Here is a 15,247-nt window from a genome sequence, read left to right as displayed (position 1 = left end):
GCGTGTTCGTGGTGATCAGGTTCCGGGTGGCGGAGTCCTCGCAGGGCGAGTTCGCGGAGCGGGTGAAGGCTGCCGTCGACGTGCTGTCGCAGCAGAAGGGGTTCGTTTCGGCCCGGGTCGGGCGCAACGTGGACGACCCGGAGTTGCTGGCGCTGGACCTGGAATTCGTGAACGTGGGCAGTTACCGCCGGGCGCTCTCGCCGTACGACGTGAAAGTGGCCGCGGTGCCGTTGTTGTCGGAGGCGATCGACGAGCCGACGGCGTACGAGGATTTGCTGACCTGACACGGATTCGATGAGGGCCACCCCGGACCGATAGCCTGGACCTTTCCGTAGCTTCACCTGTGCCCGTTCTGGAGTCGAAAAGTGCCCGTGGAAACCGTCGATGCCGTCGTCAGCCTCAGCAAGCGGAGGGGCTTCGTGTATCCCTGCGGCGAGATCTACGGCGGGACCAAGTCGGCCTGGGACTACGGACCGCTCGGGGTCGAGCTGAAGAACAACGTCCGGACCCAGTGGTGGCGGACGATGGTGACCGGCCGCGACGACATCGTCGGGCTGGACTCCTCGGTGATCCTGCCGACCAAGGTGTGGGAGGCGTCCGGGCACCTGTCCGAGTTCGTCGACCCACTGACCGAGTGCCAGTCCTGCCACAAGCGCTTCCGCGACGACCACCTCCGCGAGGACTTCGCCCGCCGGAAGAACAAGGACGTCGACGACGTCAAGCTGGCCGAGATCGCCTGCCCGAACTGCGGCAACAAGGCCACCTTCACCGAGCCGCGGATGTTCAACGGCCTGCTCAAGACCTACCTCGGCCCGGTCGAGTCCGAGGAGGGCCTGCACTACCTCCGCCCGGAGACCGCGCAGGGCATCTTCATCAACTTCGCGAACGTGATGGGCACCGCCCGGAAGAAGCCGCCGTTCGGCATCGCCCAGATCGGTAAGAGCTTCCGCAACGAGATCACCCCGGGCAACTTCATCTTCCGGACCCGCGAGTTCGAGCAGATGGAGATGGAGTTCTTCGTCGAGCCCGGCTCGGACGAGGACTGGCACGAGTACTGGCTGAAGGCTCGCTGGGACTGGTACACCGGCCTCGGCCTCAACCCGGACAACATGCGCTTCTACGAGCACCCGAAGGAGAAGCTGAGCCACTACTCCAAGCGCACCGTCGACATCGAGTACCGGTTCAACTTCGGCGGCAAGGAGTTCGACGAGCTCGAAGGCATCGCGAACCGCACCGACTTCGACCTGTCCACGCACTCCAAGCACTCCGGCGCCGACCTGTCGTACTTCGACCAGGAGAAGGGCGAGCGCTGGACGCCGTACGTGATCGAGCCCGCGGCCGGCCTGACCCGCAACGTGCTCGCGTTCCTCCTCGACGCCTACACCGAGGACGAGGCGCCGAACGCCAAGGGCGGTGTCGACAAGCGGACGGTGCTGCGCTTCGACCCGCGACTCGCCCCGGTCAAGGCCGCCGTACTGCCGTTGTCCCGCAACGCGGACCTGTCGCCGAAGGCGCGCGACCTCGCCGCCGAGCTGCGCGCGAACTGGAACGTGGACTTCGACGACGCCGGTGCGATCGGGCGGCGCTACCGCCGCCAGGACGAGATCGGTACGCCGTACTGCATCACCGTCGACTTCGACACGCTCGAGGACCACGCCGTGACGATCCGGGAGCGGGACTCGATGAAGCAGGAGCGGGTCGCGCTCGCCGAGGTGACCGGCTATCTCGCCCAGCACCTGGTGGGTTGCTGACGATGAAGCTGTCGCGGGATCGGGTGCGCTTCGGGCTGGCCGTTTTCGGGCTGTCCGCTCTGGCTGTCTTCTTGTTGTCCGCTTGTTCGGACGACAAGCCTGCGGCCGGGAACTCGCCGTCTGCGTCCGGCTCGTCTTCTTCGTCGACTGCGCCGCCGTCGAGCGCCCCGATCCCCAGCGCTTCCACGCCTTCGCTGACCCCGCTGCCGACGCCGTCCAAGCCGTGGCCGACGCCGAAGGTGACCGGCGAGCCGGCCGGCGATGCGCCGCTGGCTTCACGCATCACCTTCGCGATCTCCAAGCAGGCGCAGATCGCGGCCGGCAAGGCAGCCACGACGACGGTCAAGTGCCCCGGCATCGACAAGGTCGAGACGGCCGGCAAGCACGAGCTCACCTGCACCGTCACGTACGCCGGGAAGTCGTACGGGGGCACCTTGACGGTCGACGCGAAGCAGTACTCCGCGTCGTACAAGTTCACCTCGGCGTCGGTACCGATCGTTCGCGCGAAGGTCGTCGACGCCGTGCAGCGGTCGGTCACCGACGCGGCGAAGGTGACCTGCACGATGGATGATGTTGCCGTGGTCAAGACTGCCGACGCGGGGATCGCGTGCGACGTGACGACGACCGCGAACGCCGTACAGCCTTACAAAGCACAGGTTTCCGGCAACGGACAGGTGCTGGTGGCGAAGGCCTGATGTTGCAGCTGGGTGGGCTCACGATCGACACGCCCGTGGTGCTGGCGCCGATGGCCGGCATCACCAACGCGGCGTACCGGCGCCTGTGCGCCGAGCAGGGCGCCGGGCTGTACGTGTGCGAGATGATCACCTCGCGCGGCATCGTCGAGGGCGACCAGAAGTCGCTCGACATGCTGACGTTCGACGCGCGTGAGACGGTGCGGTCGGTGCAGTTGTACGGCGTCGACCCGGTCTACATCGGCCGCGCTGTGCAGATTCTCTGCGACGCCTACGGTGTCGCGCACATCGACCTGAACTTCGGCTGCCCGGTGCCGAAGGTGACGCGCAAGGGCGGCGGCGCGGCCCTGCCCTGGAAGCGGAACCTGCTCGGCGCGATCCTCCGCTCCGCGGTGCATGCGGCGACGCCGTACGGCATACCCGTGACGATGAAGACCCGAATCGGGATCGACGCGGATCACCAGACTTATCTGGATGCCGGCCGGATCGCGTCGGACTCCGGCGCGGCGGCGATCGGGCTGCACGGGCGTACTGCGGCGCAGGCGTACTCCGGTCAGGCGGACTGGACGAAGATCGCCGAGCTGGTCGCCCACGTGGACATCCCGGTGCTCGGCAACGGCGACATCTGGGAGGCGGGCGACGCGCTCCGGATGGTCGCCGAGACCGGTTGCGCCGGCGTGATCGTCGGCCGGGGTTGTCTCGGCCGCCCCTGGCTCTTCCGCGACCTCGCCGCCGCGTTCGCCGGCGAGGAAGCGTTGAACCTGCCGTCGCTGGGCGAGGTAGCCGTTGTCATGCGCCGCCACGCGGAACTCCTCGCCGAACTGATGGGCGAGCAACGGGGCCTTCGCGACTTCCGCAAACACGTCCCGTGGTACCTCAAAGGCTTCCCCGCCGGCGGCGAACTTCGCGCCGCACTCGGCATGGTCGACACCCTGGCCCACCTGGACGAACTACTGGCCCAGCTGGATCCCACCGTCCCCTTCCCGGTCGCCGAACTAGGCGCCCCCCGAGGCCGCCAAGGCAGCCCCCGCGACCACATCGTCCTCCCACAAGGCTGGCTGGACGACACAGACGGCCTGTCCGCCGACCTCGCCGACGCCGAGATAGGCATCTCCGGCGGCTAACCCGCCCGCCGCTCCGCCGCCGCCCGCTCCGCCGCCCGCCGCCCGCTCCGCCGCCGCCCGCTCCGCCGCCCGCCGCCCGCCGCCCGCCGCCCGCCGCCCGCCGCCGCCCGCTCCGCCCGCCCGCTCCGTCGCTGGAGACAAGAGATGGTGACTGGAGACAGGCTATTGCTTGTTCTCAGTCACTCTTGCTTGTCTCAGCTCCCCATTTGTGGCGCGAGGTCGGGCTGTGCATGCAGCGCCGTCGAGGACGCGGCGGATGGTTGGGTCGAGCATGGGCGGGCTTTTCAGCGGGCGTTGATGGAGCGCCAGGTGATGTAGTGGGCGACGGCTTCGGGGAAAGTGAAGCTGGGGGTGAAGCCGGTCTCCCTGGTCAGGCGGGTGATGTCGAGGTGCGGGCTGGTCTCGCCGCCGGGCTCGACAGCGAGCCGGCCGGCCGCTTCGCCGTACACGAACGGCTTGCCGCTGGAGACGTTGTAGGTGGTGTGGTTGAGGGTGCCTGCGCTGACCAGGGAGGCGATCGCGCGGCCCATGTCGGGCGCGTAGCACCAGTCGCCGCCGGCGTCGGCCGGCAGGGGAGTGGGGGTTTCGCCACGGAGTACGGCGCTCACGTACGGCGGAATCGGGCTGAAGATCGACTCCGGGTCCATCAGCGGGCCCCAGGTCGAGCCGATCCGGAGGACGATCGGCTGGATGCCGGTTCCGGCGAGGCTGTGCGTCGTCACGGGTTCGACAGCCTTCTTGAAGGCGACGATCAGGTGCGGGAGGTCGGCGGTCGGTAGCGCCATCCCTTCGTGCCAAGGGCTTTCGTCCTGCCCGATGTACACGCCGAGGCTGCTCGCGACGGCGAACCGGCGTACACCCCACGTCCGCGCAGCATCCAATGCGTTGAGCAATCCGGCCAGTTCGTGGCGGAAGTACGCGACCGGATCCTCACCGGGGATCGAGCCGGCCAGATGCACGATGTCGCTGATGTCGTGACGCTCCCCGAGGGCGAGGAACGCGGCCCGGTCGGTGACGTCGAGCTGCTCCACGACGACCTTGCCGTCAAGGAACGACGGTGGATCGGTACGCCGGTGCGAGGTGACGACGACCTCCTGCCCGAGGTCGAGAAGGGCACGGGCGGTGTGGGCGCCGATCATGCCGAGCCCACCGGTGACGAGAATCATGGCCGCGACGCTAGACCGGTACGACGGTCGCGGCTTGAACGAATCACGCACGATCCCTTGACCTGACCCCCGGAATCGGGGGACCTTTGACGGCATTGGATTTACGAGTCACTTCCGAACATAGTTCGTAAATGAGCAGAGCCGAACGCAGTTCGTAAAGGAGTGTCGTGGACATCGTGATCGGGGTCGTCACCCACGTGACCCATCACGAGCTGTTCCACGACGCGGCGCGCACGCTCGGCGGTGTGGATCTCGAGTGGGTCAGCTACGACCACGAGGACGAGATCCGGGACAAGGTCGCGGAGTTCCTGAGTACGACGCGACTCGACGGCTTCCTCGCCGGTCCGGTCCCGTACACGGCGAGCCGCGAACTGCTGCCGCCCGGTCTGCCGGTCGGCGTGATCCGCTCGTCGGCGCTCGACCTGACGCTCGCCCTGTACCGCGCCCAGGAACGCGGCTGGGGTCGTACGCCGGTCAGCATCGACACGTTTCCGGCCGAGGCGGTCGAGGCCGTCGCGACCGCGCTGGACCTCGACCAGGACCAGATCGACTGCTTGCCCTACGCACCGACCCAGAGCGTGGACGAGATCGTCGACTTCCACCGCGCGGCGTACCGCCGGTTCGGCGATCGCAGTTATGTGATCAGCGTGCGCGCGGCGGTCCGCGAGCAGCTCCACGGGCAGATCCCGATCATGAGCGGCATGCCGGTCCCGGCGACGATCCGCACCGAACTGCACGAGCTCGCTCTACGGATCGAGTCCGAGCGGGCCAGTGCGCAACGCTTCGCCGCCGGCGTCTTCCTGATCGAGCAGTCCGCGGACGAGGAACGCGCCCGGATCGGTCTGATGAATCACCTGCTCAACACCCCGGAGTTCGCCGGCGCCTGGATCGAGAACCGCGGGCGCCGCGGTGTGGTCGTCTTCGCCCACAAGGCGTTGTTCGAGCGCATCACCCGCAACTGGGTCGCCGTACCCGCGCTCGCCGAGGCCGCCGCTGCGCTCGGTGCGCAGATCTCGGCCGGGTTCGGGGTCGGGGTGTCGGCGCGGAACTGCGTCCTGCTCGCCGAGCAGGCGGCCGCGCGCGCCGAGCTCTCCGAAGAACCCTGCGCGTACTTGTTCGAGGACAGCGGCGTCGTCATCGGCCCGATGGGGCCGGCCGGCGAGGCACTCCGGTTCTCGTACCGCGAACACGGCGAAGAGGTCGAACAACTCGCGAAGTACGTCGGTCTGAGCGCCACCACGGTCTCCCGGCTGGCGGCGCTGGACCACGAACTACAAGGCCGCACGCTCTCGCCTGGAGAGCTTGCCGGTCATCTCGGCATCACGGATCAGAGCGGACGACGGCTGATCCGCACCCTCGACGCCGGCGGCCTGGTGAGCGTCGAGGGCACCGCCCAGCACCACCCCAAAGGACGCCCGACGCGTCTGTACCGACTGCGCATCGCCCAAGCGTTGGAGGCACAACCATGGAGCTCACCCGCCGCCACATCCTCAAGCTGACCGGTCTCGGACTGGCCGGCCCGGCCCTGCTGTCCGCCTGCTCGAACGACTCCAAGAACGGGAGTGGTTCCGGCGACGGCAGTGTGAAGTTCGAAGGCTGGGACTACGAGGCCGCACTGGTTCAGCAGAACCTCGACAACTTCACCAAGGCCAGCAACATCAAGGTCAACTACACCCCGATCACGAGTGCGCAGTACGTCCAGAAGGTCGTTGCCGAGTTCACCGGTGGCGGCGGGGCCGACGCGCTCTACGTGTACGACGACTCGCTGGCGGCCTGGGTCGAAGGCGAGTACCTGCAACCGCTCGACGGCCTGCCCGGTGTCGACGAGGTGTACTCCGCCATCTACCCCGGCAACGCGCAAGCGATGACGTACCAGGGCAAGCGCTACGGCCTGCCGTACTACACCGACGCGAACTGCCTGACGTACAACAGCGGGATCCTCGCCAAGGCCGGGATCACCAAGGCGCCTGCCAGTCTGGAGGAGCTCGAGGCGCAGGCGCTGAAGATCAAGAACGCCGGCCTGCTGCAGTACCCGATCGGTCTGCCCGCGCAGCTGTCCGACACCTGGTGGTCGTGGGTGTGGGCGCTCGTGTTCGGCAGCGGCGGCAACATGTTCGACGACCAGCAGAACCCGATCATGAACACCTCCGACACGGTCACCAAGGACGTGTTCGCCTGGCTGCAGCAGGCCGCGACGAAGTCGAAGGTGATCGATCCGGCGTCGCTGCAGTTGCTGCCGGTCCCGGTCGACAACGCGATGAAGGCGAACCGGTACGCGTACACGATCGGCGCGCGGTACGCCAGCCGCGACTACAACGACCCGGCGAAGTCGAAGGCGGCGGGCAAGATCCGGATGGCGCTCGTACCGAGCCTGGACGGCAAGGAGCACGCGACGGTCAGCAACACCCGGATGTACGGGCTGGCCAAGGACACCGAGGTCAAGGACAACGCGTTCAAGCTGCTCACGTACCTCGGCGGGTACGACGACAAGAAGCAGCCGTACACGGCGAAGTTCTGGTTCCTGCAACGCGGACTCGGTTTTGCCTACAAGTCGATGGTCGACGATCCGACAATCACCGCGGCGCTGAAGAAGTTCGCCGACCCGGCGATCTACTCGCACCTCGCCGAGATCGCGAAGCCGCGGAACGTGCTCGGCGTGCCCTGGTACACCGAGTTCGAGACCGAGATGCACAAGGTCGTCCAGGGTGTGCTGAGCAATCAGACGCAGCCGGGCGCCGCAGTCGACTCGCTCGCGCAGACCGCGGGCACGCTCAAGAAGAAGTACTCCTGAGCATGACGGTGCTCACCGAACGCCGGCCGCTGGGCGACAACGCCAAGGCCTGGGCGCTGAACGCCCCGGCGATGGTCGTGATCGCCCTGCTGGTCGCCTATCCGATCGGGTACTCGTTCTACGTCAGTCTGCAGAAGAACAACCTGAAACGGCCACGGGCCAAGCGGTTCATCGGCTTCGACAACTACAAGTCGCTGCTCACCGATCACGCTTTCCTGTCCGCGTTGAAGGTCTCCGCGTTGTTCGTGGTCGTCGTCCTCGGGCTGACCGTCGTACTCGCGCTGATCCTGGCGCTAGTGCTCAACGAAAGGTTCCACGGTCGAGGTCTGCTGCTCAGCCTCGCTTTGTTGCCCTGGGCAATGCCCGGGGTGGTGAACGGCCTGATGTGGCGGACCATCTTCGACGCGAAGACCGGCGCACTGAACGGCCTGCTGCAACAGCTCGGGCTGATCGACGACTACCACGCCTGGCTGACCTCGGGCACCGGCGCGTTCCTCTTCACCGCGCTCGCCCAGGTGTGGAACACCCTCCCGTTCTCGGTCATCATTCTGCTGGCAGGATTGTCAACAATCCCATCAGAGCTGTACGACGCCGCGACCGTCGACCGCGCCGGCGCCTGGCGGCGCTTCACCCAGGTCACGCTGCCCTGGCTCCTTCATCCGCTCCTCATCGTCCTCATCCTCGAGACGATGAACGCGTTCCGCGCCTTCGACACCATCTACGTCCTCACCGGCGGCGGCCCCGGCGACGCGACCACCACGATCGCGCTCCTCGACGTCCAGACCGTCCTCACCTTCACCGACTTCGGCCTCGGCAGCGCCTACGCCTGGGTGATCACCGCCATCACACTGCTCATCTCAGTCGGCTATATCGGCCTGCTCTACCGAAAGGGGAACTTCGAGGTATGAGCACCGCAGTGAAGATCCCCATCAAGTACCGGATTCCGTGGAAGAAGATCGTTCTGTATGTGCTGGCGATCGCTTTCGCGCTCTATCTCGTGTTGCCGTTCTACTGGATTGTCGCAATGAGTTTCATGCATGAGGTGGACGCGATCTCGGTGCCTCCGCATTGGATTCCGATCCGCCCGACGCTGGAGAACTACCTCGGCTTCATCCGCCCGAACGCGGCACAGCAGCTGGTCGGCGGGCGGGCCGTATCCGAGACGCCGTACTCCTTGCGGAACAGCCTGATCGTGGCGACGTCGACCGCAGTGCTGAACCTGGTGCTGGCGACGTTCGCGGCGTACTCGTTCTCGCGGTTGAAGTTCCGGGGGAGTCAGGTGCTGCTCGTGCTGTACCTGCTGACCCGGATGGTGCCGGGGATCGCGATCATCATCCCGTTCTACTTGCTGATGCGGTCGTTCGGGCTGCTGGACACCTACCTCGCGCTGATCCTGTCGTACACGACGTTCGCGTTGCCGATCACGATCTGGATTCTCAAAGACTTCTTCCGGTCCGTACCGCGGGAATTGGAGGAAGCGGCGCGCGTCGATCGGTGCGGGTGGTTCCGGACGATGTGGACGGTGTTCTTGCCGGTCGCGGCGCCGGGGCTGGTCGCGGCCGCGGTGTTCGCGTTCATGACCGCGTGGAACGAGTTCATGTTCGCGCTGTTCCTGACCAGCACGAAAGCGGCGAAGACGATTCCGGTGGTGGCGGCGAATTTCGCCACCGACTTCAACACCCAGTTCACCGTGATGGCCGCGGCCGGTGTGCTCGCGGTCGTGCCGCCCCTGGTGCTGGCCCTGCTCTTCCAGCGCAAGCTGGTGCAGGGCATGGCCGCCGGATCCGTGAAGGGCTGAGGAGGTCCGAGACAAATGGCAGAAGTGCGTTTGGAAGGCGTCACCAAGTCGTTCGGCGGCAAGACCGCGGTGGACGACCTCAACCTGACCGTCGAGGACCAGGAGTTCCTCACGCTGGTCGGACCGTCCGGTTGTGGAAAGTCGACAACCCTACGAATGATCTGCGGGCTGGAACGGGCAACCGAGGGCCACATCTTCTTCGACGGCAAACCGGTCAGCTGGCTGCCGGCCAACAAGCGCGACGTGTCGATGGTGTTCCAGAGCTATGCGCTGTATCCGCACAAGACGGTCCGGCAGAACATCGGGTTCGCGCTGAAGATGATGCGAGTGCCTAAGGCAACGATCGCCGAGCAGGTGCTGCAGGCGGCACGGACGCTGGACATCGAGGACCTGCTCGAACGCAAGCCGCGCGAGCTGTCCGGTGGCCAACGGCAACGAGTCGCGCTCGGCCGGGCGATCGTTCGTGAGGCCGGCGCGTACCTGCTCGACGAGCCGCTCTCCAATCTCGACGCCCAGTTGCGGGTGCTGATGCGGGCGGAGATCAAGCGGCTGCACGTGGACGTCGCGCGGACCTTCATCTACGTGACCCACGACCAGGTCGAGGCAATGACGATGTCCGACCGAATCGCGGTCATGCGCGACGGCGTCGTCCAGCAATGCGCAACCCCGGAAGAGATCTACGAACGCCCCGCCAACCGCTTCGTCGCCTCGTTCATGGGCTCACCCCCGATGAACTTCATCACCGGCGAACTAGCCGACACCAACGGCACCCGAACCTTCCGCAGCGCCGCCATCACCCTCCCGCTCAGCGACCCCGCCGGCGCTGGACTGCCCGGCGCCGCACCCGCCGACCGCAGGGTTGTCCTGGGGATCCGGCCTGAGGACATCACGCTGTCCACCACCCCGGTCCAGGGCCATCATCCCGGAAAGGTCTTCGTATCCGAGCCGCTCGGCCCCGACGTCCTCGTCACCGTCCGGATAGAAGGCGAACTGATCAAAGCCCGCGTCCCCACCCCCTTCCGCCTCGGCCACGACAGCACGGTGTACGTCGGCTTCAACCCCAACCGCCAACACCTCTTCAACCCCACCAACGGCACCGCCCTACACCCCCCAACCCCCCACCCCCAAAACTGACCCGCCCCGAACCCACCCACCCACCCACCCGACCGGACCGAGCCCGCCCCGACTGATCGCCCCGATCCGCCCGCCCTGAACTAGAAACCCCGAACCAAGACGCGCCCGAGCTGAGAGGAACGCTCTTGAGAGACCCCGAGAACGCAACTGTCGTGGTCGACCTGCCTGATGACTTCGACGACTTCTGGGCGGCCGGACTGGCCGACTGTGCGTCGTACCCGCTCGACCCGGTGCTCACCGAGATGCCGACGCTCTCCACAGACACTGTGATTGTCTACGATCTGCGATACACAAGCTACGGCGGTCTGCGGATCGCCGGCTGGTACACCGTCCCGCGCGACGCCCCCGCCCCGCTGCCCGCCCTCGTCACCATCCCCGGCTACATCTCGGAGCCAACGATCCCGAAGGAGTGGTCGGAGCTCGGGTACGCCGCGCTCGCGGTCGCGCCCCGCGGCAAGCTGAGGTCCAACGAGACGTTCAACCCCGGTTACCCGGGTCTGCTGACGCACAACATCGTCGACCACAACACGTACGGCTATCGCGGGTTCTACCTGGATGTCGTTCGCGCGGTTGAAGTGTTGCTGGATCGTCCAGATGTCGACAATCTGCGGATCGGACTCCAGGGCTCGAGCCAGGGTGGTGGGCTCGGGATCTCCACAGCCGCCCTGATGCCCGACGTGATCCGGTGCGTGGCCGCAGGTGCGCCGTACCTCTGCGGGATCATGACCGCGCCGACGCTGACCCGCTCGTACCCGTACGAGGAGATCAACGAGTACCTCCGGGTCCACCCGAAGGACGTCGACCGGGTGCGCGAGACGGTCGCCTACTACGACGGGCTGAACTTCGCGCCGAAGGTTACAGCGCCGACCCTGCTGTACGTCGGGCTCGAGGACGATGTGTGCCCTCCGGAGACCGGGTTCGCGCTACATCGGGCGCTGACGTGCGAGACGACGCTGCGTACCTATCCACACTGTGCTCATCACGCCGGCCTGCCGGACGTGATGCGGGTCGTCGAGGACTTCCTCGCCGAGCACCTCACCCCGGGATGGTGAACTGATGGACTTCGACAACTACTGGGCCGCCGTGGATGACGAACTGGCGGCGATCCCCGGTCGGCCGGTGCTCGATCTCCTGCCGGCGCGCACGACCGACGAAGCAACCTTCTACACGCTGCGGATCACCAGCACCGGACCGTACCGTGTCTACGGCAACCTCAGCATCCCAGCCGGCGACGGCCCGTTCCCAGCGCTGCTCATCACCCCGCGGTACGGCAGCGTCAACAACATCCCCCATCCGAACGACCGGAGCCGGTACGTCGTACTCAGCCTCATGCACCGCGGTCAGCGGCTCGCGGACGAGGGGTTCGCGGCGGCGTACCCGGGATTGTTGACAATGCGCATCGATGACCCGGCGACGTACATCTACCGCGGGATCGCGGCGGACTGTCTGCGGGCAGCGGAGTTCCTGCGGGGACTGGCAGAGGTCGATCCGGAGCGGGTCGCGGTCAGCGGGGACGATCTGGCTGTGCTGACGGCTGCGCGGCGGCCGGGGTTCAATGCGGTGCGGGTGACGGACCTGCTGTTCTATCGGGCGATGGAGGCGCGGCTCAGCTCGTCCCTCTATCCGCTGGAGGAACTCAACGATCACCTGCGCGCAGGCTCCTCGGCCGAGACGCTGGCGACCACGCTGTCGTACTTCGATCCGGTGCGGCACGCTCCTGCGATCACCGGCCGCACATTGTTTGCAATCGACAATGCTGACTGGTGTGGTCCGCTGATCTCCGCCGTACCGAGTGCTGAGGTCTACAACGTCACGCACCTGGACGGCACCGACAACGACTTCCTCGACGCGTGGCTGGCGGAGCGGTCGGGCGTACCTGCGATGTCGAAGTTCATCGCATGAGCAGCCCTCTCGGCGTTCGGCCGGTTATCAACGCCAACGCCACCGTCACGTTCCTTGGTGGCTCGCTGATGCCGCCGCCTGTCATCCAGGCGATGGCGGACGCCGCGACCCGCTTCGTCGACCTTCCCGAGCTGCAGGTCCGCGTTGGTGACCGTCTTGCCGAGCTGACGCACAACGAGGCCGCGTACGTGACTTCCGGCGCCGCAGCCGCCATCACGCTCGCGATCGCCTCGTGCATCACCACTGAGTCGCAGGCGTTCCCGGCCGACGCCGAGATCGTGATGTTCGCGAGCCAGCGCAACGGTTACGACTACTCGGCGCGCTTCCTCGGCGTCCACGTCCACGAGATCGGCCCGTCCGTCGAGGAACTCCAGGCAGCCCTCGCACGACGACCCGCCTGCGTGCTCTGGATGGCCGGCGCCCACTACGCAGCCGACGCCCTGCCAATCGAGGAGGTAGTCCGAGTCACACACGAATCGGATAAGTCCTCCCAGGCGCTCGTCCCCGCCGCCACCGAAGCAGCCGCCCCCTCTCAGGGAGTGGCCCCCGCCCCCTCCGGAGTGGGCGCTGACTCTCAGGGAGTGGCCCCCGCCCCCTCCGGAGTGGGCGCTGACTCTCAGGGAGTGGCCCCCGCCGCTCCCGGAGTAGCCGCCGGCTCTCAGGGAGTGGCCCCCGCCGCCTCCGGGCTTGCCGCTGGATCTCCGGGAGTGGCCCCCGACGCCATCGGAGTAACCGCTGGCGCTTCGGGGGTGGTCGCTGGGGCACCAGAAGCTGCACTAGCTGCATCCGGAGTGGCCGCGGGCGGTTCGGGGGTGGTTGTCGGGGGTTCGGGAGGTGGGGCAGCTGCGTCGGGAGTCGCTCTGGGACCTTCGGGGGTGCCGGTGATTGTGGATGCTGCGGCTCAGATTCCGCCTGTGGCGTCGCTTTGGCGGTTTACGCGGGATGTTGGTGCTGACGCGGTGATTGTCAGTGGTGGGAAGGGGCTACGCGGGCCGCAGGCGAGTGGGCTGGTGCTGGGGAAGGGGTGGTTGATCGATCGGATTCGGGCGCACTCGTCGCCTAACCACGAGATCGGGCGTGGGATGAAGGTCGGCAAGGAGGAGCTTCTCGGCCTGCTCGCTGCGGTTGAGTGGACGCTGCAACAGGACGAGACCGAACTGCTCGCGTCGTACGAGCGGATTGTTGACAATTGGATTGTGGGCTTGCAGGGGATCCCGGGAGTTGTGGTCGAGCGTGGTTATCCGAGCGAGGCCGGTCAGCCTCACAGTCGCGCCGTACTGAGGCTCCCCGGCAGGAGGGATGAGGTGATCAAGCAACTGTGGGACGGCGAGCCGCGGATCGCCGTCGGAACGTTCGGTCTTCCGGATGATGCGATCGCCCTTAATCCGCAGACGCTCCAACCGGGCGAGGATGAGGTAGTTCTCCAGGCCCTCCTAAAGATCCTCACCTCCGAATAACCGACGACCATCCGCAATCCGCCGACTTCCAGTGGGCTCGATGGCGGGCTGTATCACCGCTGACGTACTGCAACCCGCCAGCGAACAAACAAACCGTCGGCTGCTCGCACGGTGGGACTGGGGTGGCGGATTGCTCGCGCTGCGGGGCTGGGGCGAGTGGGGTGTGCGTGCTCGCGCGGCGGCGAGTGGCGGGGTGGAGTGCTCGCGCTGCCGGGGTGGTGGGGGTGGGGTGCTCGTGCTGTCGGGGTGGTGGGGCGAGTGAAGTGCTCGTGCGATGGGGTGTGGTGCTCGCGCGGGGGTGGAGGGGTGCTCGTGCGCTGGGGTGGGGGTGCTCGCGTGGTGGAGGGGGTGAGTGGGGTTTTCGGCGGGCTGTGTGGCTTTTAAGCTCTGGGGATGGCGAGTAAGCCGGATGAGACGCGGAATGGCGTTGACCTGACCAACTTGGATCAGCCGTTGTTCGACGGGGCGGAGGCGACCAAGCGGGATCTGGTCGACTACTTGGACGCGGTGCACGAGCGGATCCTGCCGGAGTTGCGGGAGCGGCCGTTGTCGGTGATCCGGATTCGTCCGGGGCAGCCGAAGTTCATGCAGAAGAACGTCCCGAAGTACACGCCGGATTGGGTGAAGACCGTGCCGGTCTGGGCGGAGGCATCCAAGCGCGAGGTGTCGTACGCGTTGTGCGACGACCGTCGGACGCTGCTGTGGTTCGCCAACCAGCGCGCGGTTGAGTACCACCCGACGCTGATGCGCGCCGACCGCTGGGATCGCGTCACGCATCTCGTGCTGGACCTCGATCCGCCGGAGGGGGAGACGTTCACGATGGCGGTGCAGGCCGCGCTGCTCGTACGTCAGGCGCTGACGGACACCGGGTTGTCGGGCGCGGTCAAGACGAGTGGTGCGAAGGGCGTGCACGTGATCGTGCCGATCGTCGACACGGTGTCGATCGAGGACGCGGCGGCCGCGACCCGGGCGATCGCGGCGCGGGCCGAGAAGATCGATCCGTCGGTCGCGACGACGGCGTACATCAAGGAGGACCGGCACGGGAAGGTGTTTGTCGACTCGACCCGTTCCGGCGGGGCGACGATCGTCGCGGCGTACAGTCCGCGGGTCCGGCCCGGTACGACGGTCTCGTATCCGGTGGGCTGGGACGACATCGAGAGCGTGACCCCGCGCGACTTCACCCTGCGGACCGCCCCCGGTCTCCTGGGCGACGCCGACCCCTGGGCCGACCAACTGCCCGCACCGCAGTCGCTCCCCGAGGACCTGCTGGAAGAAGGCCGCGCGATCCCGGTCGCCCGGGTCGTCGCCATGCACGAGGGCAAACGCCGCAAACGCGCCCGCGAAGCCGCAGAGAAGTCCGAGCAGAACTCCGAGCAGAACTCCAAGCAGCAGCCCAAGCAGCAGCCCGAGTAGCTGCCCGAGTAGGAGCCGG

15 protein-coding genes are annotated in these 15,247 nt (G+C 67.0%); 14 read left to right on the top strand and 1 reads right to left on the bottom strand.

Translation table 11 applies throughout. The features are described 5' to 3' along the window. Positions 1–2 precede the first annotated feature (2 nt). The 4 genes from ACIA58_RS15775 (at position 3) to dusB (ending at position 3,567) form a co-directional block, all read left to right on the top strand. Positions 3–284, top strand: a complete 282-nt coding sequence (locus ACIA58_RS15775) for an antibiotic biosynthesis monooxygenase family protein (RefSeq protein WP_396404356.1) — start codon at positions 3–5, stop codon at positions 282–284. Between the two features lie 81 nt (positions 285–365). Further along, positions 366–1,751 (top strand): glycine--tRNA ligase, encoded by a 1,386-nt coding sequence (locus ACIA58_RS15770; RefSeq protein ID WP_396404355.1) that lies wholly within the window; start codon positions 366–368, stop codon positions 1,749–1,751. A gap of 2 nt (positions 1,752–1,753) precedes the next feature. Continuing rightward, positions 1,754–2,446, top strand: a complete 693-nt coding sequence (locus ACIA58_RS15765) for a hypothetical protein (RefSeq protein WP_396404354.1) — start codon at positions 1,754–1,756, stop codon at positions 2,444–2,446. Continuing rightward, positions 2,446–3,567: a tRNA dihydrouridine synthase DusB gene (gene dusB / locus ACIA58_RS15760; protein ID WP_396404353.1), complete on the top strand. Its 1,122-nt coding sequence runs from the start codon at positions 2,446–2,448 to the stop codon at positions 3,565–3,567. The genes ACIA58_RS15765 and dusB overlap by 1 nt, the downstream gene beginning before the upstream one ends. A 284-nt stretch (positions 3,568–3,851) precedes the next feature. Here dusB and ACIA58_RS15755 read toward each other — a convergent pair whose 3' ends face one another. After that, entirely contained in the window at positions 3,852–4,733 is an 882-nt protein-coding gene (locus ACIA58_RS15755) for an NAD-dependent epimerase/dehydratase family protein (protein ID WP_396404352.1), read from the bottom strand. A 167-nt stretch (positions 4,734–4,900) separates the two neighbouring features. Between ACIA58_RS15755 and ACIA58_RS15750 the strand changes: the two genes are divergently transcribed. From ACIA58_RS15750 to ligD, 10 genes are all read left to right on the top strand, one after another. After that, positions 4,901–6,232, top strand: coding sequence for a hypothetical protein (locus ACIA58_RS15750; RefSeq protein ID WP_396404351.1), 1,332 nt, complete (start codon positions 4,901–4,903; stop codon positions 6,230–6,232). After that, entirely contained in the window at positions 6,199–7,524 is a 1,326-nt protein-coding gene (locus tag ACIA58_RS15745) for an extracellular solute-binding protein (RefSeq protein ID WP_396404350.1), read from the top strand. The genes ACIA58_RS15750 and ACIA58_RS15745 overlap by 34 nt, the downstream gene beginning before the upstream one ends. Positions 7,525–7,526: 2 nt before the next feature. Then, a complete protein-coding gene (locus ACIA58_RS15740; RefSeq protein ID WP_396404349.1) occupies positions 7,527–8,432 on the top strand; it encodes a carbohydrate ABC transporter permease in 906 nt (301 codons plus the stop codon). Continuing rightward, positions 8,429–9,322 (top strand): carbohydrate ABC transporter permease, encoded by an 894-nt coding sequence (locus ACIA58_RS15735; protein ID WP_396404348.1) that lies wholly within the window; start codon positions 8,429–8,431, stop codon positions 9,320–9,322. Before ACIA58_RS15740 ends, ACIA58_RS15735 begins: the two co-directional genes overlap by 4 nt. A gap of 15 nt (positions 9,323–9,337) precedes the next feature. Next, positions 9,338–10,456, top strand: a complete 1,119-nt coding sequence (locus ACIA58_RS15730; RefSeq protein ID WP_396404347.1) for an ABC transporter ATP-binding protein — start codon at positions 9,338–9,340, stop codon at positions 10,454–10,456. Positions 10,457–10,581: 125 nt separating this feature from the next. Beyond that, complete coding sequence (locus tag ACIA58_RS15725) at positions 10,582–11,508, top strand: acetylxylan esterase (protein ID WP_396404346.1); 927 nt, start codon at positions 10,582–10,584, stop codon at positions 11,506–11,508. A 4-nt stretch (positions 11,509–11,512) separates the two neighbouring features. Next, positions 11,513–12,358 (top strand): acetylxylan esterase, encoded by an 846-nt coding sequence (locus ACIA58_RS15720; protein WP_396404345.1) that lies wholly within the window; start codon positions 11,513–11,515, stop codon positions 12,356–12,358. Next, on the top strand, positions 12,355–13,815 hold the full coding sequence (locus tag ACIA58_RS15715) for a hypothetical protein (RefSeq protein WP_396404344.1): 1,461 nt from the start codon (positions 12,355–12,357) through the stop codon (positions 13,813–13,815). The genes ACIA58_RS15720 and ACIA58_RS15715 overlap by 4 nt, the downstream gene beginning before the upstream one ends. Before the next feature lie 40 nt (positions 13,816–13,855). Beyond that, a complete protein-coding gene (locus tag ACIA58_RS15710) occupies positions 13,856–14,077 on the top strand; it encodes a hypothetical protein (protein WP_396404343.1) in 222 nt (73 codons plus the stop codon). A 131-nt stretch (positions 14,078–14,208) separates the two neighbouring features. After that, positions 14,209–15,228 (top strand): non-homologous end-joining DNA ligase, encoded by a 1,020-nt coding sequence (ligD, locus tag ACIA58_RS15705; RefSeq protein ID WP_396404342.1) that lies wholly within the window; start codon positions 14,209–14,211, stop codon positions 15,226–15,228. The last annotated feature ends 19 nt before the right edge of the window (positions 15,229–15,247 follow it).

Source organism: Kribbella sp. NPDC051586, from assembly GCF_044453965.1.
Lineage (GTDB): Bacteria > Actinomycetota > Actinomycetes > Propionibacteriales > Kribbellaceae > Kribbella.
This window is presented reverse-complemented; position numbering and strand designations above follow the sequence as displayed.

Excerpts from the sequence above, each read along its gene's own strand:
- ACIA58_RS15765 (WP_396404354.1), top strand. The coding sequence starts at position 1,754 with ATGAAGCTGTCGCGGGATCGGGTGCGCTTCGGGCTGGCCGTTTTCGGG.
- dusB (WP_396404353.1), top strand. The coding sequence starts at position 2,446 with ATGTTGCAGCTGGGTGGGCTCACGATCGACACGCCCGTGGTGCTGGCG.
- ACIA58_RS15755 (WP_396404352.1), bottom strand. The coding sequence starts at position 4,733 with ATGATTCTCGTCACCGGTGGGCTCGGCATGATCGGCGCCCACACCGCC.
- ACIA58_RS15745 (WP_396404350.1), top strand. The coding sequence starts at position 6,199 with ATGGAGCTCACCCGCCGCCACATCCTCAAGCTGACCGGTCTCGGACTG.
- ACIA58_RS15740 (WP_396404349.1), top strand. The coding sequence starts at position 7,527 with ATGACGGTGCTCACCGAACGCCGGCCGCTGGGCGACAACGCCAAGGCC.
- ACIA58_RS15735 (WP_396404348.1), top strand. The coding sequence starts at position 8,429 with ATGAGCACCGCAGTGAAGATCCCCATCAAGTACCGGATTCCGTGGAAG.
- ACIA58_RS15730 (WP_396404347.1), top strand. The coding sequence starts at position 9,338 with ATGGCAGAAGTGCGTTTGGAAGGCGTCACCAAGTCGTTCGGCGGCAAG.
- ACIA58_RS15720 (WP_396404345.1), top strand. The coding sequence starts at position 11,513 with ATGGACTTCGACAACTACTGGGCCGCCGTGGATGACGAACTGGCGGCG.
- ACIA58_RS15715 (WP_396404344.1), top strand. The coding sequence starts at position 12,355 with ATGAGCAGCCCTCTCGGCGTTCGGCCGGTTATCAACGCCAACGCCACC.
- ACIA58_RS15710 (WP_396404343.1), top strand. The coding sequence starts at position 13,856 with ATGGCGGGCTGTATCACCGCTGACGTACTGCAACCCGCCAGCGAACAA.
- ligD (WP_396404342.1), top strand. The coding sequence starts at position 14,209 with ATGGCGAGTAAGCCGGATGAGACGCGGAATGGCGTTGACCTGACCAAC.